Here is a 20,695-nt window from a genome sequence, read left to right on the forward strand (position 1 = left end):
TATTACTGACTACTTTTACTCTGCCGGCAGGGTCACGCCGTGCAGGCCGAACACGGAACGCCACAGCTGGTAGGCTTCGGCTTCCGGATCGATGATGATGCGGTGGTTCACGCTCTGGTTGTATTCTTCGCGCTTGACCGGGTCCGACAGGATCTCATAGGCCTTGGTGATGGCCTTGAAGCGCACCTCGGCGCCCGGCGCCGCATTGCGGTCCGGGTGGTAGCGCATGGCCAGCGAGCGGTAGATCTTCTTGATTTCCTCGTCAGAGGCGTTAGGCGCCACACCCAGCACGTTGTATAAATTTTCCACTTGGAAACTCCGTTGGGGTCGTATGCCGTGATGTAAAGACGAATTATCCTATAGAAAAGCGTTCGCCGTCCCGCCCGGCCGCGCCGGTACGGTAAAATGCCCGGAATTAGCAGTCATTACCGTCCCTTTTCCCTTGCCTTTACATGAGCAACGACAAAAAAAATACCGCACCTGCCGCGCCGGCCCTGCCGTCGAACTTTCTGCGTGCCATCGTTGAATCCGACCTGGCCGCCGGCACCCACGCCCGCGAGGGCATGCCCGCCGTCATCACCCGCTTCCCGCCCGAGCCGAACGGCTATCTGCACGTCGGGCATGCCAAGTCGATCTGCCTGAACTTCGGCCTGGCGCGCGACTACAACGGCCGCTGCCACCTGCGCTTCGACGACACCAATCCGGAGAAGGAAGAGCAGGAATACGTCGACACCATCAAGGACAGCGTGCAGTGGCTCGGCTTTTCCTGGGACTGGCAGGGCCCGTCCGGCGTCGAGCACCATCTGCACCACGCCAGCGACTATTTCGACCAGCTGTACGCGATGGCCGAATACCTGATCACGGCCGGCTACGCCTACGTCGACAGCCAGAGCGCCGACGACATGGCGGCCAACCGGGGCAATTTCAACACCCCGGGCAGGAATTCGCCGTTCCGCGACCGTCCGCGCGAGGAGTCGCTGCAACTGTTCCGCGACATGAAAGCGGGCAAGTACGCCAATGGCGAGCACATCCTGCGCGCCAAGATCAGCGAGGACGCGATGTCCTCGCCGAACATGAATCTGCGCGACCCGGCGATTTACCGGATCCGGCACGAACACCACGTGCGCACCGGCGACGCCTGGTGCATCTACCCGATGTACGACTACACGCACCCGATTTCGGACGCGCTGGAAAACATCACGCACTCGATCTGCACGCTGGAATTCCAGGACCACCGCCCGTTCTACGACTGGCTGCTGGAAACCCTGTCGGCCGGCGGCTTCTTCACCATGCCGGTGCCGAAACAGTATGAATTCTCGCGCCTGAACCTGACCTATGTGATCACCTCCAAGCGCAAGCTGCGCCAGCTGGTGGACGACAAGGTCGTGGCCGGCTGGGACGACCCGCGCATGCCCACCATTGTCGGCCTGCGCCGGCGCGGCTACACGCCGGAAGCGATCCAGCTGTTCTGCGAGCGCATCGGCGTGACCAAGTCGGACGGCTGGATCGACATGAGCACGCTGGAAGGCTGCCTGCGCGAAGACCTGGACCCGAAGGCGCCGCGCGCCACCGCCGTGCTGCGCCCGCTCAAGCTGATCATCGAAAACTATCCGGCGGGCCAGAGCGAGGACTGCACCTCGCCGGTCCATCCGCACCACCCGGAGATGGGCGTGCGCACCTTCCCGTTCACGCGCGAGCTGTGGATCGAGGAGGAGGATTTCATGGAAGCGCCGAGCAAGGGCTATTTCCGCTACTATCCGCCGGTGGGCGACCAGCCGGGCGCCCGCGTGCGCCTGCGCCACGGCTTCGTGACCGAGTGCACCGGCTATGACAAGGACGAGAACGGCAAAGTGAGCGCCGTGCGCGTAAAATACTTCGAGGACAGCAAATCGGGCACACCGGGTTCGGACACCTACAAGGTCAAGGGCAATATCCACTGGGTATCGGCCGCCACCGCGCTCGAGGCTGAAGTGCGCCTGTACGACCGCCTGTTCACCGACCCGCAGCCGGACGCCGGCGGCAAGGATTTCATGGCCGCGCTGAATCCGAACGCGCTGGAAACCGTCACCGCCTACCTGGAGCCGGGCATGACGGCGGCCGTGGCCGATCAGCGCTACCAGTTCGAGCGCCACGGCTATTTCGTGGCCGACCGCGTCGATTCGCGGCCGGGCAAACCGGTATTCAACCGCATCGTGACATTGAAAGACAGCTGGTCCGCAAAATAAAGACCAACGTAATACCTGTTCGGCCGAACCGCCTTCGGGCGGTTTTTTTCGCTGCAATGCAACAACAAGCCGAATAAATGCAGGAAAAGATACTTGACGGAATCAATTGACGATCTATATATTTAAATAACTTTCTGTCCGGGCAATATTGCCGTCATGCGCGCGCTCCTAGCACCAAAAAAGTTGTTCTCTCCGACCAAGCCCTTGTGGTGGACAGGACTGTTGCTGTCGCTTGGCGTCGGGGTGATGCTGCACGTGGTCACGTCGAATTCGCTGCAGACCGAAGCAAGCGAGCGCTTCCGCAACCAGGCGCGCAACAGCCAGTTTAATATCGCCAACGGCATCAAGGCCTATACCGACGTGCTGCGCGGCACGGCCAGCTTCTTCCAGTCGGTCGACAGCATCACCCGCGAAAACTTCCACCGCTACGTGGGCGGCCTGGACCTGGCGAACAACTTCCCCGCCATCGTCAGCATCAATTTCGCGCAGAACGTGCCGCTCGAACAGCGCGCCGCGTTCGAGCAGCACGTGCGCGACACGGCCCGGCCGGGCATCGACGGCTATCCCGAACTGGTGCTCAGGCCCGCCGCGGCGCAGGGCGACGCCGCCATCATTTCCCTGATCGAACCGCTGGCCGGACTGGAGGGCAAGTTCGGCGTCGACATCGCGGCCCGCCCGGCGGTGGCCGACGCGCTGGCGCTGTCGCGCGACACCGGCATGCTGAGCGCGTCGGGCCTGCCGATCGGCTTCGACACCACGCCCAACCGCCCCGCGCTGGGCATGCGGCTGCCGGTGTACCGGCCGGACCGGCCGCTGTTCACGGTCGCGCAGCGGCGCGCGGCCTACCTGGGCTCGGTGGGCATCGGCTTCAGCGTGCACCGCCTGGTGAGCGAAGCGCTGGCCGAGATCCCGGTGCGCCATGCGCGCCTGACCTTGCGCGACGTGAGCGAAGCGGGTGCGCCCAACGGCGGCGCCCTGCTGTACGACAGCATGGAGCACGAGACCGCCACCCTGGGCAGCGAGGACATCATCTCCTTCGTGCTGCCGATCGACTTCAACGGCCGCCAGTGGCAGGCCCGCTTCACCGCACCGATGAGCTCGCTGTACTCGCGGGTGGATGCCTTCCTGCCGTGGCTGGCGCTGCTGACCGGCTTCATTGGCAGCATGCTGATCTACGCGCTGTTCCACACGCTGTCCTCGTCGCGCCTGCGCGCCATCCGCATGGCCAAGGCCATGACGCGCGAATTGCGCGAAAGCCAGGCCAAGCTGCAGTTGTCGCACCACAAGCTGCGCCGCCTGGCAGCGCATGCCGACCAGATCAAGGAAGAGGAACGCAAGCGCATCGCGCGCGAGATCCACGACGACCTGGGCCAGAACCTGCTGGCGCTGCGCATCGAAGCCGACGTGCTGACCACCCGCACCAGCCACCGCCACCCGCGCCTGCACGAACGGGCGCGCTGCACGCTGGCGCAGATCGACAACACCATCAAAAGCGTGCGCCAGATCATCAACGATTTACGGCCCAATGTGCTGGACCTGGGACTGAGCGCGGCGGTCGAATGGCAGATAGGACAGTTCCGACAGAGATCCGGCATTGTCTGCGAGCTGAACGAAGACGGTGCCGACCTCGAGCTGGCCATCGACGACAAGTGCGCGATCGCCTTTTTCCGCATCCTGCAGGAATCGCTCAGCAACATCCTCCAGCATGCCCACGCCAGCCTGGTGCGGGTCGAACTGCGGCAGCAGGACGGCATTCTCAGCATGAGCATCTCGGATAACGGCGTCGGCATGCACGCCCGCAGCCGCAACAAGTTTGGCTCCTTCGGCCTGGTCGGCATCGAAGAACGCATCAGCATCCTCGGCGGCGCCTGCACCATCAGCGGCGCACCCAACGCAGGCACCACCATCATGGTCTCCGTGCCGCTCGAACTCCAAGCCCCCTCCTTCCCGCACCGCCTGGAAACCGTTTAGGACAATCCTGTTGCCATTAGGAATTTCCCGATCTGAAGTTGACGAATATCAATAGCAACTACTTCCACCTGGGCAAAAATCGTTTCTGTAGCACCCCTTCCACAACAGAAAGGAACGATCACATGAAATCGAACGACGACTTCAAGGCCATTGCGGAACTGGATCTGGAACCGATCAAAGTCAAGCTGATGCACGAGGAATCCGGGGAAGGCTGGAGCCTGGAACGCGCCAACGCCACCGAGTTTGAATACCGGCGTTTCCTGATCCTGATGAAGAAATATCCGCACGAACAGACCGCGCCGCTGGTCGATGTCGACACGTTCTGGCACTACCACATCCTCGATACGCTGAAGTACGCGGCCGACTGCGAAGCCGTGTTCGGCTATTTCCTGCACCACTTTCCGTATATCGGCCTGCGCGGCGAGGCGGACGAGGAAGCCCACCGCCGCGTTGGCGAGCGGATGAAGGAACTGTACGAGACCACCTTCGGCGAAGACTATGTGCGCGGCGCCGCCAAGCTGGCGGCCTTCTCGGGCGTGGCCGCCAAGGCAGCCTTCTCCGGAGTTGCCGCAAAGGCAGCCTTCTCCGGGGTTGCCGCCAAGGCCGCCTTCTCCGGGGTTGCCGCAAAGGCCGCATTCTCGGGCATTTTGCCGCAAGCCGCCTTCTCCGGCGCGGCCTCACAGACCGCCTTGTCCGGCCCGGCCTCGAAGACTGCCTTCTCCGGCGTCGCCGCCAAGACCGCGTTCTCCGGCGTGGCCGCGCAAGCCGCGTTCTCGGGTGCCGCCGGGCAAACCGCCGTCTCGGGCGTGGCGGCCAAGACGGCCTTTTCAGGTGTCTCGGCGAAATCGGCGTTCTCCGGCGTGGCCAGCCAGACCGCCTTCTCCGGTGTTGCCGCCGGCGCCAGGGACTCCGCCGCCGACTTCTACAGCGCGCGTCCGCGCCTGAGCGCAAACGCCTGATTAACTTGCATTTTGATAGTGTTGCGGGGGCCGCCTGGCCCCTGTTCCGTTTGAAATCATCACTTGCATAAACGATGGGCTTGCCTATACTGGGAACTGTTGATCCGCATCAATAATCGTTCCCAACTCCGAACGATCACACGCTTGCCTCTCCGGCCCCGAACCGCGTGCCACCGCATATCGTCCAATTTTAGTTTTTCACTCTGCAAAAGGGATGTCACTCATGATTTCAGCCGAAAGCTTCCAAGCCATTGCCGACCTTGATCTGGAACCTATCAAAGTAAAACTGATGCACGAAGAGTCGGGAGAAGGCTGGTCCCTGCAAAAAGCCAATGCCGTGGAATTCGAGTATCGCCGCTTCCTGTACCTGATGAAGACCTTCCCGCAGGAGCAGACCGCACCGCTGTTCGACGTCGACACCTTCTGGCACTACCATATCCTCGACACCATGAAGTACGCGGTCGACTGCCAAGCCGTGTTCGGCTATTTCCTGCACCATTTCCCCTACATCGGCCTGCGCGGCGAGGAGGACGTGGAAGCGCACCACCGGGTGGGCGAACGCATGAAGGAGCTGTACGAAGCGACTTTCGGCGAAGACTACCACCGCGCCGCAGCCGCCTATTCGGGCGTGCCGCCACAGCAGGCCGCCACTGCTTACTCGGGCGCCGCCACGGTAGCGTATTCCGGCGTGCCGCCGCAGCAAACGAAAACCGCTTATTCCGGCGCCACCTCGGTAGCCTATTCCGGCATGCCGCCGCAGCAGGCGAAAACGGCCTATTCCGGCGCCGCCACGGTAGCGTATTCGGGCGCAGCACCGCAGCAGGCGAAAACCGCTTATTCCGGCGCCACTTCGGTAGCCTATTCCGGCGTGCCGCCGCAGCGGGCCAAAACCGCCTACTCCGGCGCTAGCGCGGTAGCCTACTCCGGCGTACCGCCCTCGCAGGCGCAAAAAACGGCCTATTCGGGCGCCACCGTGCCACTGGCGGCCATGTACTCCGAACGTCCGCGCCTGGACAGCGTCGCCTGAAGCGCCACCCAGCCTTAGACGTATAAATGGCCCCCGCCTGTCACCAGGCGGGGGCCATTGCATTGTGGCGGCAGCTGTTTAGGCAGCCATCATCTCGCGCAGTTCACGGATGCTGAAATCGCTGATTTCATGCATACGGATCAGGATCGTGGCGCCAATAGGCAGGGTGTTATGGCGGATCTTGCTGATCACGGGTGGAGCCACCTCAAGCGCGCGCGACAGCGCCGCATCGTTCTTGAGTTGCAATTTTTCAATAATTGCATCCAGGACTCGGTTCGGATTGTAAGTTGCCGAAGCAGTAATTTCTTTAAGAGACGTCATCGGATTCGTTCAGGTTCGGGTCGTCTTCTTGGAAAAAAAACGACACATTGACAAAATATTTACCGGAAAAGTGCATGAATGACACCAGTTCACATAGGGCGTTTGCTATGTTTTATAGCATCTAGACCGTATGATACACGTTTTTATTGCCCAAAGGCCAATCTGGAGCGATTTTTGTGAGAATTTGAGAGATTCTATCGCCACTCGATGTGTTAGGAAATGTTAAACGTGCTTTTCCAATAAGACATAGTCAATACGAACGGCTGAATCCTGCGGCCATGAACAGCCACTCCACGGTCATCAGGGCGCTGAGTTGCGCCATGCTGCCGGGCAGGAACAGGGCAAAGCGGGGGGAAGGGAACACCAGGGAGCCGGTTTCGCCGTTGTAACTTTGGCTATCCCAGCCGAGCTGGCGGCGGATTTCATCGGGCGATGGCGGCGGCAGCCTGGCATGGTGGCGCTGCATCATATAAGCGCGAACTTGTTCCTTGCTGGGATGCGAAATCGATTGCATGACGTCTCCTGCCAAACTCTTGTCTTTATATTATGCTCCGCTTTCCTTACAGAGGCCTTTCAGCTGTTGTAGGCAAACCACGACTCGTGCATAGCGTAAACGAATGCCCAGCTCGCCTTTCAAACGCATGTTGCGCATGCGGCGCGACTCGGACATGAAGGACAGCAGGGCCGGCGTGACCACCGCCGCCAGTTCCGCGCGCGGCAGGCGCGGCGGGCGCGGCAAGGCGAACGCGTCGGCCACGGCGTCGAAATAATCGGCCATTTTCATGTCGCTGTCGTCGACCGCGTGGTAGACCCGGTTGGCCCTGCCCCGGAACAGCGCGCGCGCAATGATGCGGGCCAGGTCGTCGGCGTGGATGTGGTTGGTGTACACGTCGTCCTGCTCGCGCAGCGCAGGCGTGCCCAGTTGCAAGCGCCTGGTCGGCAGGCGGTCCGCCGCGTAGATGCCGGGCACGCGCAGGATGGACAAGGTGGCGCCGCTGCGCACCGCCCAGCTGCGCAGCACCTGTTCCGCGTCCACCCGGCGCCGCGCGCGGGCGTTGTGCGGCGCCACCGGACGGCTTTCATCGAACCACGCACCGCCGCAATCGCCATAAACGCCGGTGGTGCTGATGTAAACGACGCGTCCGCGCTCAGGTAAAATGGCGGTCAGATTGCGGGTACGGCTGTCCAGCAAACCCTCGGCGGGCGGCGGCGCCAGGTGCACCACGTATTGCGCCAGGCCGGCCAGGCGGCGCAGGCTGGCGGGATGGTCGAGGTCGGCCAGCAGCGGCACGGCGCCGGCGGCGCGCAGTTCGGCGCGGCGTTCCGCTTGGCTGGTGACGGCGAAGATGCGGAATTGATCGCGCAGCAGCGGCAGCAAGCGCATGCCGATATCGCCGCAGCCCAGGATCAGCAAGCGCGGCCGGCAAATTTTATGAGTGTTTAAGTTTTTCATTTCAAGGATTGTATGACTTTCCAGATTACTGTTCAGCCCAGCGGCCACCAATTCAGCTGCGACGAAGACGAAACCGTCCTGGCAGCAGCGATGCGCGCCGGCGTCGGGCTGCCGTACGGCTGCAAGAACGGCGCCTGCAGCTCGTGCAAGGGCAAGGTCATTTCCGGCAACGTGACGCACAAGGCGCACCAGTCGCGCGCGTTGACGCCGGAAGAGGAAGCGGCCGGCATGTCGCTGTTCTGCTGCGCCACGCCGCACGCCGACCTGGTGATCGAGGCGCGCGAAGTGGCCGGCAGCGGCGACTATCCGATCAAGAAGATGCCGTCGCGCGTGGCCAGCATCGAGAAAGTGGCGCCGGACGTGGTGGTGATCTCGCTGCAGCTGCCCGCCAATGAAAACCTGCAATACCGCGCCGGCCAGTATATCGAATTCCTGCTGCGCGACGGCAAGCGCCGCAGCTACAGCATGGCCACCGCGCCGGACAACGGTCCGATCACGCTGCACATCCGCCACATGCCCGGCGGCCTGTTCACCGACCAGGTGTTCACGACGATGAAGGAGCGCGACATCCTGCGCTTCGAAGGTCCGCTGGGCACTTTCTTCGTGCGCGACGACAGCGACAAGCCCATGGTGCTGCTGGCCTCCGGTACCGGTTTCGCGCCGATCAAAGCCATCGTCGAGCACCTGGTGCAGATCGGCTCCACGCGCGCGATGACCTTGTACTGGGGCGGCCGCCGCCCGCAAGACCTGTACATGGACGCACTGTGCCGCGAATGGGCTGCCAAGCTGCCCAACTTCAACTACGTACCGGTGGTGTCGAACGCCGAAGCGCAAGATAACTGGAGCGGCCGCACCGGCTTCGTGCACCAGGCCGTGATGGCCGACCTGCCCGACATGTCCGGCTACCAGGTCTACTCCTGCGGCGCGCCTATCATGGTCGAGACCGCCAAGCGCGACTTCGTGGCCCTGTGCCGCCTGCCCGAAGACGAGTTCTACGCCGACGCCTTCACCACCGAGGCCGACCTGGCCAACTAGTGCCATCCCCGCACATGCGGGGAGCCAATTACCTATCCAGATGGCGCGGCTGGCGGAGTAGCCCCATCCCCGCGCACGCGGGGAGCCTATGGTGGTGGCCTCGCCATGGCCGGCATAGCCGTGTCGTCCCGCGCACGCGGGAAGCCCGGCGGTGGTGACATCGCCATGGCTGACGTAGCTGCGTCATCCCCGTGCACGCGGGGATCCATGCCGCGCGGCCAGGCCGGCTCAGTATGGGTCCCCGCATGCGCGAGGACGACGCGGCAGCGAAGTTGCCGGGCATCTGGCACAATGATGGGCTACCCGCCCAGCCATTGCCGCCATGTCCGCCTCCGCCCCGAACGGTTTCTCCGTCCTCAAGCACCGCAATTTCGCTTTCTATTTGTCGGCCCGCATCCTCGGCACGCTGGCCGTGCAGATGCAGCACGTGGCCATCGGCTGGCATGTGTATGCGCTGACCGGCAATCTGTTCGACCTGGGCCTGATCGGCCTGGCGCAGTTCGCGCCCTTCCTGCTGCTCATCCTGCCCGCCGGCCACGTGGCCGACCGCTACAACCGCCGCAACATCATCGCCTTCTGCCTGGCCGCGCAACTGCTGTGCGGCCTGCTGCTGCTGGCCTTTACCTTGACCGGGCTTGCCATCGTCTGGCCCGTGTTCCTCATCCTCACGCTGTTCGGCAGCGCGCGCGCCTTCATGATGCCGGCCACCCAGGCCGTGCTGGTGAACATGGTGCCGGCCGAGGACTTCAGCAAGGCCGTCGCGCTCAGTTCGTCCTCTTTCCACATCGCCGTCATCCTCGGCCCCACGCTGGGCGGCCTGCTGTATTTCTACGGCGCCACCACCGTGTTCCTGGCCGCGTCCGCGCTGCTGGTGATGTCGGTCGCGCTGATCTGCCTGACCAGGGCCGCACCGCAGGCGGTGAGCAAGGAGCCGCCCACCTGGCACAGCGTGCTCGAAGGCCTGCGCTTCGTGATGTCGCGCCCCATCGTGCTGGGCGCGATCTCGCTCGATCTGTTCGCCGTGCTGTTCGGCGGCGCCACCGCCCTGCTGCCCGCGCTGGCGGCCGACGTGCTGCATGTCGGGCCGAGCGGCCTGGGCCTGCTGCGCACCGCGCCCGGCGTCGGCGCAGCGCTGTGCTCGGTAGCGCTGGCCTTTTTCCCCATCACGCGCCGCGTCGGCTTGTGGATGTTCGGCGGCGTGGCGCTGTTCGGCGCCTGCACCGTGCTGCTCGGCTCGACCACCAGCTTCCTGCTCGCGCTGCTGGCGCTGCTGCTGATGGGCGCGGGCGACATGATCAGCGTCTACGTGCGCCACCTGCTGGTGCAGTACGAGACGCCCGATGCCATCCGCGGCCGCGTCAGCGCCGTCAACTCGGTCTTCATCGGCGCCTCCAACGAGCTGGGCGAATTCGAATCCGGCGTCACCGCCGGCTGGTTCGGCCTGGTGCGCGCGGTGATCTTCGGCGGCGCCGCCACGCTGGCCGTCACCGGCTTGTGGAGCGTGCTGTTCCCGGTGCTCTCGCGCATGGACCGCTTCCCGCACGCCGAACGCGAAGCGCAGTCCAAAGCGGCCTGAGAGGTATCATGGCCGGATGAAACTGTTCCCGGCCCTGATACACACCCGCCCCCACCTGAGCCTGGCCGTCGCGCTGGGCGCGCTGAGCGCGCCCATGCTGCCCGACGCCTGGCGGCTGACCACCCGCATCCTGGCCAGCTGGGATATGGCGGTGTGGGCCTACCTGCTGACCATGGGCTGGATGATGATGCGGGCAGACCACCGCAAGGTGAAACGGGTGGCGGCGCGGGAGGACGAGAAGGCGCCGGTGATCCTGGCCGTGCTGTGCGTGGCGGCGGTGATCAGCCTGCTTGCCATCGTGTCCGAGCTGTCCGCCCTGCGCGGCAAGGCGCTGGCCGACAACGGCCTCTCCTACGCGCTGGTGGGGCTGACCCTGATCGGTTCCTGGTTCCTGGTCGGCCTGCTGTTCTGCTTCCACTACGCCCACCTGTACTACCAGACCACGCCCAACGCCCGCCCGCTGCAATTCCCCGGCGAACACCACGAGCCCGACTATTGGGATTTCCTGTATTTCGCCTTCACCATCGCGGTCGCCGCGCAGACCTCGGATGTCTGCGTGCGCAGCGCCAGGCTGCGCAGACTGGTGCTGGGCCAGTCCGTGCTGAGCTTCTTCTTCAACCTGTTCATATTGGGCCTGTCCGTCAATATTGCAGCTGGCTTGATGAATAATTAAAGATTACTAAGTACCATGCGGCAATGTGCTGGCAAGCACCGCCAAAAGGAGTAATATGGACTCGCGTACCCGGTACGCATTGATGAACAAACGGGAGCTGTATATGCAGATCAAAGTCAACACCGACAAGACCATCGAACACCATGCAAGCCTGGATGAGCATGTGCAAACCGTCGTCACCGCAGCCATCAGCCGCTTTGCGGAGCAAATCACCCGCGTCGAAGTCCACCTGAGCGACAACAACAGCCAGAAATCGGTCGACGGCGACAATCGTTGCCTTATGGAAGCGCGCGTGACCGGCTATCAGCCCATCGCCGTCAGCGCCCATGCCGCCACCCTGCACCAGGCCATCAGCGGCGCCGCCGACAAACTCAGGCGCGCCATCGACAGCGCCCTGGGCCGTCTGTCCGACAAGCGCCATGCCACCGCCCCGCTGGCGGCCGATGAAGTGGCCGACGAAGAAACCAGCGAATAGCAGTACCTCCCACCACAGGACGCCGGCCCGCCAGCCGCTAGCCCGCTAGCGCTGCGCCAGCCGGCGCAGGTAGCCCAGCCCCTGCAGCGCGCGGCTGCCGTACCAGGACATCATCTCCCCATCCACCAGTTGCACCGGTTTGCCGATCTGGCGTTCCAGCGCGTCCACGTGCTCCTCCGTGAAACGGTAGGGTTCCGACGACAGCAAGACCTGGTCTATCCCCGCCACCAGTTCCGGCGTCCAGTCGAACTTCGGGTAGCGCCCGGCGCCCAGCTGCGGCACGCTCCAGCCGATCTCGGCGAGCATGCGGGCGATGTAGGTGTCGGCCGAAACACTCATCCACGGGTCTTGCCAGATGCAGTACAGCACGGTTTGCGGCGGCGCTTTTGCCATTGCCTTCAGCGCCGCGTACTCGGCTTCGAACGCGGCGCACCAGGCCTCGGCTTTTTCTTCGGCGCAGAAGATGCCGCCCATCAGCCGCGCCAGCGCCAGGTTGTCGCGCGGCGCCAGCGGATGGGTCACCACCACGTGCGGCACGAATTCGGCCAGCGCATCGGCGGCCGGCTTCTCGTTTTCGTCGATATTGACGATGACGTGGCTTGGCGCCAGCGCGCCTATCTTCTTCAGGTTGACGTCCTTGGTGCCGCCCACCTTGGCGATATCGCGCACCACTGCGGCCGGATGGATGCAAAAGCCGGTGCGCCCCACCAGCTGCCCGGCCAGGCCGAGTTCGCACAGCAGTTCGGTGATGGAGGGCACCAGCGACACAATGCGGGCCCGGCTGTCGGCGGGGTGCGGCCGCCCCAGGGCGTCAATATGGTTCATCAGGCAAAAGAGAAAAGGTGATTCGTCGCCGTATTGAAACACAAGGCAGGCCCGCAGCGCCAGCGAACCCGGCCCTGGTTTGTCGCCGGGCGGGATTGCGCTATGATTTGCCTCACAGTATCCACTCTTTTCCCCTGGACCTTATCTTGAAGCAGATCAGCACTTTTGGCGCCTCCGCCTACCGGATCGACGACTTGCAGCTGTTCCGCGATTCGGACGCCGCGCTGGCGGCGCGCTACCTGTCCAACTGCCCCGTGGTGCAGCTGGAGCTTGGCCAATCGATCACCGACACCAGCCGCGCGCGGCTGTACATCGTGCTGAGCGGCGCGCTGTCGGTGACTGCGGACACCCGCACCGGCATGGCCGACGGCACCGTCAGCAAGGTGCTGCCGGGCGAAAGCGTGGGCGAACAGTCGGTGCTCGACGAGGAAGCCAACCTGTCGTCGATGACGGCGCTGGAGAGCAGCCAATTGCTGGTGGTCGAGGCGCAGATCGTGTGGAAGCTGATCGACGAGTCCAACGGCGTGGCGCGCAACCTGCTGCGCCTGCTGTCCTTCCGCATCCGCGCCGCCAACGCGCAACTGCGCCGGCGCCAGAAGCTGGGCGAGTTCTACCGCCAGATGTCGATGATAGACGGCCTGACCGGCTTGTACAACCGCGCCTGGCTGAACGACCTGCTGCCGGAGATGGTGGCCAGCGCGCACGGTGCCGGCAAGCCGCTGTCGCTGATCATGATAGACCTCGACCACTTCAAGAAATTCAACGACAGCCACGGCCATCTGGGCGGCGACCAGGCCCTGCGCACGGCGGCCCAGGTGCTGAGCGGCGCCCTGCGCCCGTCCGATTGCGCGGTGCGCTACGGCGGCGAGGAAATGATGGTGCTGCTGCCGGACACCAGCGACAAGGTGGCCGTGGTGGTGGCGGAACGCCTGTGCGAGCGCATCCGCCAGGCGGTGGTGTTCGGCGACATGCGCATGCCCTTGCCGCACATCACCGCCTCGCTGGGCGTGGCCAGCCTGCTGCCCGGGCAGGACGACCACAGCCTGATCGCCACCGCCGACGCCGCCCTGTACCGCGCCAAGGACGGCGGCCGCAACCGCGTTGCGGTGCAGGAAACCTTGTTTTCGTAGAGCGGAACGCGTAACCCGCCAAATACAGGCGACGCCGGTACGCTGGCGGTTTACGCGGTTCCCGCTAACCCGCCCCACCCACCCCACCCGCCCTGCGGTCCGCCGCGAAATCCTGCAAGCCCTGCTTCACCAGCTCGTAGGTCTTGTCGATATTGCTGGAAATATCGCCCTGCAGCACCTGCAGGCCGTCGAGCATGCCGCGCGCCTCCTCGAAGCCCTGGTCCACGCCGCCCTGTATGGTGTCGAGGAACTTCTGCACGACGGCATCGTCGTCCTCGCCCTTGTGCTGGGCCTTGAAAGCGTCGAAAAACGCCGTACTGAGCGACACGATGCGCCCCGCCGTGCCTTCGGGGTTATTGTCCTGCCCGGCCGCGTTCTGGATCGCATCCGGCCCGAAGTCCGGCGCCAGCGCCTCGTTGATCCCGGTCAGCGCCGATTTGTAGAGCAGCGCCAGCGGCTCGTTGCCGGAGCTGATCGCCACCGACATCGACGCCTGCACGATGGCGGTGTTGAGCTGCTGCCTGGCTTGCACGCGCGGCGGCGCAGCAACCGCCCCGCTGCGGGCGGTGCCGTCCGCGCCCGGCGTCTCGGCCGCCTTGCCGCCGGATTTCAGTGAAGTGGGATTTACCATCATCGCTCTCCTCGTTTTCGCCATTCCCCTTTATCATATCGGCCATAATGCGGCGAACTGTAGCCGCAACCTTGATAAAGAGCATCCATGAGCCAGCAAACCTTTCTTTGGCACGACTACGAGACCTTCGGCGCCCAGCCGCGCCGCGACCGGCCCGCCCAGTTCGCCGCCATCCGCACCGATGCCGAGCTGAACGAGATCGGCGAGCCTATCATGCTGTACTGCCAGCCGGCGCCCGACTTCCTGCCCGACCCGGTGTCCTGCCTGATCACCGGCATCACGCCGCAGCAGTGCCTGGAACGGGGCGTGCCCGAGCACAAGTTCGCCGCCACCATCGAGCACGCCTTCTCGCAGCCGGGCACCATAGGCGTCGGCTACAACACCATCCGTTTCGATGACGAAGTGACACGCTTCATGTTCTGGCGCAACCTGATCGACCCGTACGCGCGCGAATGGCAGAACCAGTGCGGGCGCTGGGACTTGCTGGACGTGGTGCGCATGACCTATGCGCTGCGCCCGGAAGGCATCGAATGGCCGCTGCGCGAGGACGGCAAGCCCAGCTTCCGCCTGGAGCACCTGGCGGCCGCCAACGGCCTGCTGCACGAGGCGGCGCACGACGCGCTGTCCGACGTGCGCGCCACCATCGCGCTGGCCCGCCTGATCAAGCAGAAACAACCGAAGCTGTTCGACTTCTGCTTCGCGCTGCACAAGAAGGACCGCGTGGCCGACGAGATCGGCATGCACCTGGCGCCGGCGCTGCGCCAGCCCTTCCTGCACGTGTCCGGCATGTTCCCGGCCGAGCGCGGCTGCATCGGCCTGGTGTGGCCGCTGGGGACGCATCCGACCAACAAGAACGAGATCATCGTCTGGGACTGCAGCTACGATCCGAGCGAGCTGTACGGGCTGGATGCCGACACCGTGCGCCTGCGCATGTTTACGCGCAGCAGCGAGCTGCCGGAAGGCGTGACGCGGCTGCCGATCAAGAGCGTGCACCTGAACAAGTCGCCGATGCTGGTGTCGAACTTGAAGACCTTGTCGCCGGCCATGGCCGCGCGCTGGGGCCTGGACGTCGAGCAGGCCAGGCGCCATGCGCAGACGGCGGCGGCCGGGCCGGACCTGGGCGCGCTGTGGGCCCAGGTCTACCACCGCGCCGGCGCGGCCGAGGAGACCGATGTGGACGAGGATTTGTACGGCGGCTTCATCGGCAAGGACGACCGCCGCCTGCTCGATGCCATGCGCAAGGAAACGCCGGCCAAGCTGGCCATGATGACGCCGCCCTTCGACGACGCGCGCCTGGGCGAACTGGTGTTCCGCTACCGCGCGCGCAACTTCCCGCAGACCTTGTCGGAGCAGGAAGCCGAGCATTGGGAAGCGCACCGCGCCGCACGCCTGTTCGACGGCGCTGCCGGCGCGCGCACGGTGGACCAGCTGTTCGGCGAGATCGACCACTTGCAGGAAACGGCCGACGAGCGCGGCGAGGAGATCCTCGGCGCGCTGTACGACTACGTCGAACTGGTCGCCCCGCAGCGCTACTGAGCCGACAGCATTTCCGCCAAGATGCAGCTGAGCCGCATTGGGGGCCTGCCCCCCGGGGCCTGACCCCGGATGCGGCTCAGCTGGCTAAGCGGTACAGATTGATCGCGTCGCGGGTTTCAAGGGCGACGCGGCGCGCGGCCATGGCGAAGTCTTCGCCGGTCTGCTGCGCCGCGTACAGGATGGCGCGCGACGAGTTGATCATCATGCCCGTGCCATTGGCGCTGCGGCCCGACTTCACGGTCGCCTCCACATCCCCGCCCTGCGCGCCGACGCCCGGCACCAGCAGCGGCATGTCGCCGATGATGGCGCGCACCTGCGCCAGTTCTTCGGGGAAGGTCGCTCCCACCACCAGCGCGCATTGGCCGTTGGTATTCCACTTCTGCGCCACCAGGCGCGCCACGTACTGGTACAGCGGCTTGCCGTCCACGTTCAGGAACTGCAAGTCCGAGCCGCCGGCGTTCGAGGTGCGGCACAAAATGATGACGCCGCGCTCGGCCCATTCCATGTAGGGCTCCACCGAATCGGACCCCATGTAGGGATTCACGGTCACCGCGTCCGCGCCGTAGCGCTCGTACGCCTCGCGCGCGTACTGGCGCGCGGTTGCGCCGATGTCGCCGCGCTTGGCGTCCAGGATCAGCGGGATGTGCGGGTAATTGGCGCGCGCATAGGCGCAGATCTCTTCCAGTTGGCGCTCGGCGCCCAGGGCGGCGAAATAGGCGATCTGCGGCTTGAAGGAGCACGCCAGGTCGGCAGTCGCGTCGATGATCTCTTTGCAGAAATTGAAGATGCCGTTGGGGTCTTGCTGGAACTGCGGCGGCAGCTTGGCCATGTCCGGGTCCAGCCCCACGCACAGCAGAGAGTCGTTGGCCGTCCAGGCGGCATTGAGCTTGTTGATAAAATTCACGACTTCCCTCCGGTATAAATGCGAACCCGTGATTATAACTTGGCGCTGCCAGCCCTTCCGGGCCGGCGTGCCTGGAGTAGAATTCGCCCATCACCGCAAACAGGAAGCCTACATGAAACTATCCCAAAAAGTAGCCATCGTCACCGGCGCCACACAAGGCATCGGACTGGCGTGCGCGCAACGGCTGATCGCCGAAGGCGCCAACGTCATGCTGGTCGATATCAAGCCGGAAGGCTTGCAGGCGGCCGAGGCGCTGGGCGACCAGGCCCGCTTCTTCGCCGCCGACGTCAGCCAGAAGGCCGACGTGGACGCGCTCGTGGCCGAGACCATGGCCGTGTTCGGCCGCATCGACATCCTGATCAACAACGCCGGCGTCACCCACAAGGCCAACTTCCTCGACATCACCGAGGACGACTTCGACCGCGTGATGCGCATCAACCTGAAATCCATGTTCCTGTGCAGCCAGGCCGTGGCGCGCGAGATGGTGAAGCAGCAGAGCGGCTGCATCATCAATATGTCGAGCGTGAACTCGGAACTGGCCATCCCCGACCAGGTACCCTACGTGGTGTCCAAGGGCGCCATCAACCAGCTGACCAAGGTCACCGCGCTGAACCTGGCACCGTACGGCATCCGCGTCAACGGCATCGGCCCCGGCACCATCCTGACCGAACTGGCCAAGAAAGCCGTGCTGGGCAGCCCGGAAGCGCGCCACACCATCCTGTCGCGCACACCGCTAGGCCGCTGCGGCGAACCGGAGGAAGTCGCCTCCATCGCCGCCTTCCTAGCCAGCGACGACGCCACCTATATGACAGGCCAGACCCTGTTCGTCGACGGCGGCCGCATGGCGCTCAACTACACGGTGCCGGTCAAGGACTAGTTATACGAAAATCTTATGTCTGATATTGAAAACGAAAATTAGACATATATGTGGCAGTGCAGCATAATGCATCTGTCTCCACTATTCTCCTCCAAGATAATAGTCTTAAGCCCGCTTTTACCAGCGGGCTTTTTTTTGTCCGTGCAATTTGTCCGCGTAATTTTGTCCGCCTGAACGTCCATGACTGCCACGCATGACCGGCATGCGCAATTTGCGTGTACGCAAAGTTGGCATCTCTATAAAATGAGGGATCTGACGCGCGGAGAATGCAATGGCCAGTGCTTGGGAAACACCGCTGGGCCTTGAAGCCGGCCCGCAATCGCTGGCCGCGCGCCGGCCGTTTTTAACGGCGTTTGCGCTCTCCCTGGGCGCGGCGATTTCGCTCGGGCTGTCGCGGTTCTCCTATGCCCTGCTGCTGCCGCCCATGCGCGCCGACCTGGACTGGTCCTACCTGCTGTCCGGTACCATGAATACAGGCAACGCCTTTGGTTATTTCATCGGCGCCCTCCTCACTCCCGTCCTCATGCGGCGCTGCGGCGCGCAGACCGCCCTGGTCGGCGGCGCGCTGCTGGCCGGCCTGTTCATGATGCTGTCCGGCTTCGTGGTCGACGCCGATCTGCTGATTGCGCAACGCGTGCTGGCCGGCATCGCCAGCGCCTTCATCTTTATTGCCGGCGGCGTGCTGGCCGCGCGCCTGAGTTTGCTGCACCCGGAGCGGGCCGGCCTGCTGATCGGCATCTACTACGGCGGCACCGGCTTCGGCATCGTGCTGTCGGCGCTTCTAGTCCCGCTCGCGCTGGCCGCCGCCCAGGCCCGCGGCGCGGCGCACGCCTGGCAGTGGGCCTGGGTCGCGCTTGGCGCGGCCTGCCTGCTGGCGACGGTGGCGATGGCGCCGCCGGCCCGCCGCGTCGGCGGCGCGCCCTCCGCGCCCGGCGCGCACGGCCAATTCCGGCCCCGGGCATTCCTCTATGGATTGGCCGGCTATTTCATGTTCGGCGTCGGCTATATCGGCTACATGACGTTCGTGATCGCCTTGCTCAAGGAGCAAGGCATGGCGGCCGGTACCATCACCGTGTTTTACTCGATGCTGGGCCTGGCCGTGATGGCATCGTCGCGCATCTGGGCGCCCATGCTGGACCGCTACAAGGGCGGCCAGTCCATGGCCATACTGAACGGGCTGCTGGGCCTGGCGACCATGCTGCCCGCCTTGACGGCCGCGCCCTTGCTGGTGTTCGCTTCGGGTTTGCTGTTCGGGGGGATTTTTCTGTCGGTGGTCGCCTCCACCACGGCGCTGGTGCGCCACAACCTGCCGCCGCACGCGTGGTCGTCCGGCATCAGCGCGTTCACGACCGCGTTCGCGCTGGGCCAGATAGTCGGCCCCACGGTGATCGGCTGGATCGCGGACGGTCCGGGCGGCCTGCAGCGCGGCCTGATCTTTTCGGCGCTGGCGCTGTTCGCCGGGGCGCTGCTGGCATCGCGCCAATCCGCACAAAAGAATTTTCCCGGGGACTCTTGAGTTTTGTCACGCTGGCGTCATATCGGCAATATAAACTTGTTTCCATCTGCTGCACATGCAACCGATATGCGTGGCAACAGAAAGGTGCGCCTAGCGCGCACCACCCGATTACTGCTCTCTTGACCCGGAACAGGGTTTTGCGCCCGCTTTTATCAGCGGGCATTTTTTTTGCCGCGTGCTATTCTTGCGCCTATGCGTTCATTACTTCAACAAGTGGTCCTCACCTCCGCCCACGCCAACCTGCGCTACCGCACGGCGCTGGTGCTTTACCTGATGATATTGGTGCTGGGTTCCATTCCCGGCGCCCGCAGCGACATCGGCCAGGTTGCGTCCGGCCTGGTGCTGCACTCGCTGGCCTATGCTGGCCTGACCTTCCTCTTGTTCACCGGCGGCAACGGCAACGCGGCTTGGCGCGCCATCAAGGCGGTACTGACCGTCATGGCCATGGGCGCACTCGACGAACTGGTGCAAAGTTTCCTGCCCTACCGCCATGGCGCGCTGTCCGACTGGGCGGTGGACACCGCCTCCGCCCTGGCCACGGCCAGCGTCATGTGGCTGCTGTGGAGCCGCCACAAGGTCGCCGTCTAAACGGCATCGTCCGGCCCTTCCTGGCATTGCTGGCCAAACTCCAGTTCGCGCTGGCGGCTCCTCACGTCCATGCCGATCTTGCGCAGTATGGCGCGCGTCTGCCGCTTTTGACCGGAACAGGCTGAATTCCCGACGGCGCGCTCGGTGTCCAGCCGAATTTCGAGCAGCTGCTCGGCCTTGGCCAGCCGCACCAGGCCCTGCAGCGCTTGCGCGAACACGAAACGCTGCTGCAATCCCGACTGCTGCCCGCAGGTAGCTGCAATCAAATCATCGATGACCTTGTCCGTCCTGCGTTTGTACATAGCCTTTTCCTATGAGTTTCTGACACGCAATTATGGCCGGGCCGACCAGCGGACTATTTGACGTACGTCAAGCGCGCGCGCTTCTGAGGGAACGGCTGGTGTAATGGAAGCTCCAACAAATTCGGGCGTACGCTCGCATATGGGAGATCATCATGAAGAAAACGAGTATTGTATTGGCGGCCGCGCTGCTCGCACTGGCAGGCTGCGCATCTGAAAGCGGAAGCAGTGCAAGCAGCGACTATGGCAGCAGCAGCACCTCGGGCAGCAGCGGCACCTCCACGTCCGGCTCCGGCACGGGCAGCACCGGGTCCGGCATGACTTCCCCGAGCAGCTCATCCGCAGCCAGCTCGGAGCAGGCGGGCAGCAGCGCTTCCAACACGAGCAGCAGCAGCGGCAGCAGCGCCAGCACCGCCGGTTCCATGGGAACGGTGCAGACCATCGATCAGATCACACGGCAGGATGCGACGTCGATGGGCCTGGCAACCGGCGCGGCGGCGGCCGGCGGTTCGATGGGCTCGCCCACCGACAAGGTCTACCGCGTCACGCTGCGGCTGGACGACGGCACCATACAAACGGTATTGGCTGAAAGCATGCCAGGCTATAAGGCGGGTGACCGGGTACGCTATGCCAACGGCATGGTGCAACGCGAGTCGCAGTAGGACGCGAGACGC

The 20,695-nt window shown here is 64.2% G+C and carries 22 protein-coding genes; 14 read left to right on the forward strand and 8 right to left on the reverse strand.

The genetic code is table 11. The features are described 5' to 3' along the window. Nucleotides 1–15 precede the first annotated feature (15 nt). Nucleotides 16–309, reverse strand: coding sequence for a DnaJ domain-containing protein (locus ACSQ8Y_RS17620; RefSeq protein ID WP_436267732.1), 294 nt, complete (start codon nt 307–309; stop codon nt 16–18). A gap of 143 nt (nt 310–452) precedes the next feature. On the opposite strand from ACSQ8Y_RS17620, the gene ACSQ8Y_RS17625 reads away from it, so the two are divergent. The 4 genes from ACSQ8Y_RS17625 (at nt 453) to ACSQ8Y_RS17640 (ending at nt 6,182) form a co-directional block, all read left to right on the forward strand. Beyond that, nucleotides 453–2,225, forward strand: coding sequence for a glutamine--tRNA ligase/YqeY domain fusion protein (locus ACSQ8Y_RS17625; protein WP_436267733.1), 1,773 nt, complete (start codon nt 453–455; stop codon nt 2,223–2,225). Nucleotides 2,226–2,447: 222 nt separating this feature from the next. Then, nucleotides 2,448–4,196 (forward strand): CHASE domain-containing protein, encoded by a 1,749-nt coding sequence (locus tag ACSQ8Y_RS17630; RefSeq protein ID WP_436267734.1) that lies wholly within the window; start codon nt 2,448–2,450, stop codon nt 4,194–4,196. A gap of 122 nt (nt 4,197–4,318) precedes the next feature. Next, nucleotides 4,319–5,155 carry a hypothetical protein gene (locus ACSQ8Y_RS17635; protein ID WP_436267735.1) on the forward strand — a complete coding sequence of 279 codons (837 nt, stop codon included), beginning with the start codon at nt 4,319–4,321 and terminating at the stop codon, nt 5,153–5,155. Between the two features lie 223 nt (nt 5,156–5,378). Beyond that, the gene (locus ACSQ8Y_RS17640; protein ID WP_436267736.1) at nt 5,379–6,182 is read left to right on the forward strand and encodes a hypothetical protein; all 804 of its coding nucleotides are present in this window, start codon (nt 5,379–5,381) and stop codon (nt 6,180–6,182) included. A 78-nt stretch (nt 6,183–6,260) separates the two neighbouring features. On the opposite strand, the gene ACSQ8Y_RS17645 is transcribed toward ACSQ8Y_RS17640, so the two are convergent. The 3 genes from ACSQ8Y_RS17645 to ACSQ8Y_RS17655 form a co-directional block, all read right to left on the reverse strand. Next, the gene (locus ACSQ8Y_RS17645) at nt 6,261–6,503 is read right to left on the reverse strand and encodes a hypothetical protein (RefSeq protein ID WP_056403290.1); all 243 of its coding nucleotides are present in this window, start codon (nt 6,501–6,503) and stop codon (nt 6,261–6,263) included. 250 nt (nt 6,504–6,753) lie between these two features. Further along, the gene (locus tag ACSQ8Y_RS17650; protein WP_436267737.1) at nt 6,754–7,017 is read right to left on the reverse strand and encodes a hypothetical protein; all 264 of its coding nucleotides are present in this window, start codon (nt 7,015–7,017) and stop codon (nt 6,754–6,756) included. Nucleotides 7,018–7,047: 30 nt separating this feature from the next. Continuing rightward, nucleotides 7,048–7,956 carry an SDR family oxidoreductase gene (locus ACSQ8Y_RS17655; protein ID WP_436267738.1) on the reverse strand — a complete coding sequence of 303 codons (909 nt, stop codon included), beginning with the start codon at nt 7,954–7,956 and terminating at the stop codon, nt 7,048–7,050. Nucleotides 7,957–7,968: 12 nt separating this feature from the next. Here ACSQ8Y_RS17655 and ACSQ8Y_RS17660 point away from each other — a divergent pair, with 12 nt between their 5' ends. The 4 genes from ACSQ8Y_RS17660 (at nt 7,969) to ACSQ8Y_RS17675 (ending at nt 11,715) form a co-directional block, all read left to right on the forward strand. Next, on the forward strand, nt 7,969–8,991 hold the full coding sequence (locus ACSQ8Y_RS17660; protein ID WP_436267739.1) for a CDP-6-deoxy-delta-3,4-glucoseen reductase: 1,023 nt from the start codon (nt 7,969–7,971) through the stop codon (nt 8,989–8,991). Nucleotides 8,992–9,313: 322 nt separating this feature from the next. Further along, nucleotides 9,314–10,567 (forward strand): MFS transporter, encoded by a 1,254-nt coding sequence (locus ACSQ8Y_RS17665; RefSeq protein WP_436267740.1) that lies wholly within the window; start codon nt 9,314–9,316, stop codon nt 10,565–10,567. A gap of 16 nt (nt 10,568–10,583) precedes the next feature. After that, nucleotides 10,584–11,240, forward strand: a complete 657-nt coding sequence (locus tag ACSQ8Y_RS17670; RefSeq protein ID WP_436267741.1) for a DUF1345 domain-containing protein — start codon at nt 10,584–10,586, stop codon at nt 11,238–11,240. A gap of 103 nt (nt 11,241–11,343) precedes the next feature. Beyond that, nucleotides 11,344–11,715 (forward strand): HPF/RaiA family ribosome-associated protein, encoded by a 372-nt coding sequence (locus ACSQ8Y_RS17675; RefSeq protein WP_436267742.1) that lies wholly within the window; start codon nt 11,344–11,346, stop codon nt 11,713–11,715. A 45-nt stretch (nt 11,716–11,760) separates the two neighbouring features. Here the strand turns inward: ACSQ8Y_RS17675 and ACSQ8Y_RS17680 are convergent, their stop codons facing one another. Then, nucleotides 11,761–12,540 (reverse strand): helical backbone metal receptor, encoded by a 780-nt coding sequence (locus ACSQ8Y_RS17680; protein WP_436267743.1) that lies wholly within the window; start codon nt 12,538–12,540, stop codon nt 11,761–11,763. Nucleotides 12,541–12,686: 146 nt separating this feature from the next. Here ACSQ8Y_RS17680 and ACSQ8Y_RS17685 point away from each other — a divergent pair, with 146 nt between their 5' ends. Then, a complete protein-coding gene (locus tag ACSQ8Y_RS17685; protein WP_436267744.1) occupies nt 12,687–13,670 on the forward strand; it encodes a GGDEF domain-containing protein in 984 nt (327 codons plus the stop codon). A 64-nt stretch (nt 13,671–13,734) separates the two neighbouring features. Here the strand turns inward: ACSQ8Y_RS17685 and ACSQ8Y_RS17690 are convergent, their stop codons facing one another. Further along, nucleotides 13,735–14,304 carry a DUF5610 domain-containing protein gene (locus ACSQ8Y_RS17690; protein WP_436267745.1) on the reverse strand — a complete coding sequence of 190 codons (570 nt, stop codon included), beginning with the start codon at nt 14,302–14,304 and terminating at the stop codon, nt 13,735–13,737. Between the two features lie 84 nt (nt 14,305–14,388). On the opposite strand from ACSQ8Y_RS17690, the gene sbcB reads away from it, so the two are divergent. Then, the gene (gene sbcB / locus ACSQ8Y_RS17695) at nt 14,389–15,837 is read left to right on the forward strand and encodes an exodeoxyribonuclease I (protein ID WP_436267746.1); all 1,449 of its coding nucleotides are present in this window, start codon (nt 14,389–14,391) and stop codon (nt 15,835–15,837) included. 76 nt (nt 15,838–15,913) lie between these two features. Here the strand turns inward: sbcB and pyrF are convergent, their stop codons facing one another. Beyond that, nucleotides 15,914–16,741, reverse strand: a complete 828-nt coding sequence (pyrF, locus tag ACSQ8Y_RS17700; protein WP_436267747.1) for an orotidine-5'-phosphate decarboxylase — start codon at nt 16,739–16,741, stop codon at nt 15,914–15,916. Nucleotides 16,742–16,853: 112 nt separating this feature from the next. Here pyrF and ACSQ8Y_RS17705 point away from each other — a divergent pair, with 112 nt between their 5' ends. The 3 genes from ACSQ8Y_RS17705 (at nt 16,854) to ACSQ8Y_RS17715 (ending at nt 19,722) form a co-directional block, all read left to right on the forward strand. Beyond that, nucleotides 16,854–17,618, forward strand: coding sequence for an SDR family NAD(P)-dependent oxidoreductase (locus tag ACSQ8Y_RS17705; RefSeq protein WP_436267748.1), 765 nt, complete (start codon nt 16,854–16,856; stop codon nt 17,616–17,618). A gap of 271 nt (nt 17,619–17,889) precedes the next feature. Then, entirely contained in the window at nt 17,890–19,134 is a 1,245-nt protein-coding gene (locus ACSQ8Y_RS17710; protein WP_436267749.1) for a YbfB/YjiJ family MFS transporter, read from the forward strand. A 192-nt stretch (nt 19,135–19,326) separates the two neighbouring features. Further along, the gene (locus tag ACSQ8Y_RS17715; RefSeq protein WP_436267750.1) at nt 19,327–19,722 is read left to right on the forward strand and encodes a VanZ family protein; all 396 of its coding nucleotides are present in this window, start codon (nt 19,327–19,329) and stop codon (nt 19,720–19,722) included. Here ACSQ8Y_RS17715 and ACSQ8Y_RS17720 read toward each other — a convergent pair. Further along, nucleotides 19,719–20,024, reverse strand: a complete 306-nt coding sequence (locus tag ACSQ8Y_RS17720) for a hypothetical protein (protein WP_436267751.1) — start codon at nt 20,022–20,024, stop codon at nt 19,719–19,721. The two genes, ACSQ8Y_RS17715 and ACSQ8Y_RS17720, sit on opposite strands and share 4 nt — an antisense overlap. A gap of 152 nt (nt 20,025–20,176) precedes the next feature. Here ACSQ8Y_RS17720 and ACSQ8Y_RS17725 point away from each other — a divergent pair, with 152 nt between their 5' ends. Then, complete coding sequence (locus ACSQ8Y_RS17725) at nt 20,177–20,683, forward strand: hypothetical protein (RefSeq protein WP_436267752.1); 507 nt, start codon at nt 20,177–20,179, stop codon at nt 20,681–20,683. The last annotated feature ends 12 nt before the right edge of the window (nt 20,684–20,695 follow it).

This window comes from Pseudoduganella sp. LjRoot289 (genome assembly GCF_964252925.1).
GTDB lineage: Bacteria > Pseudomonadota > Gammaproteobacteria > Burkholderiales > Burkholderiaceae_D > Rugamonas.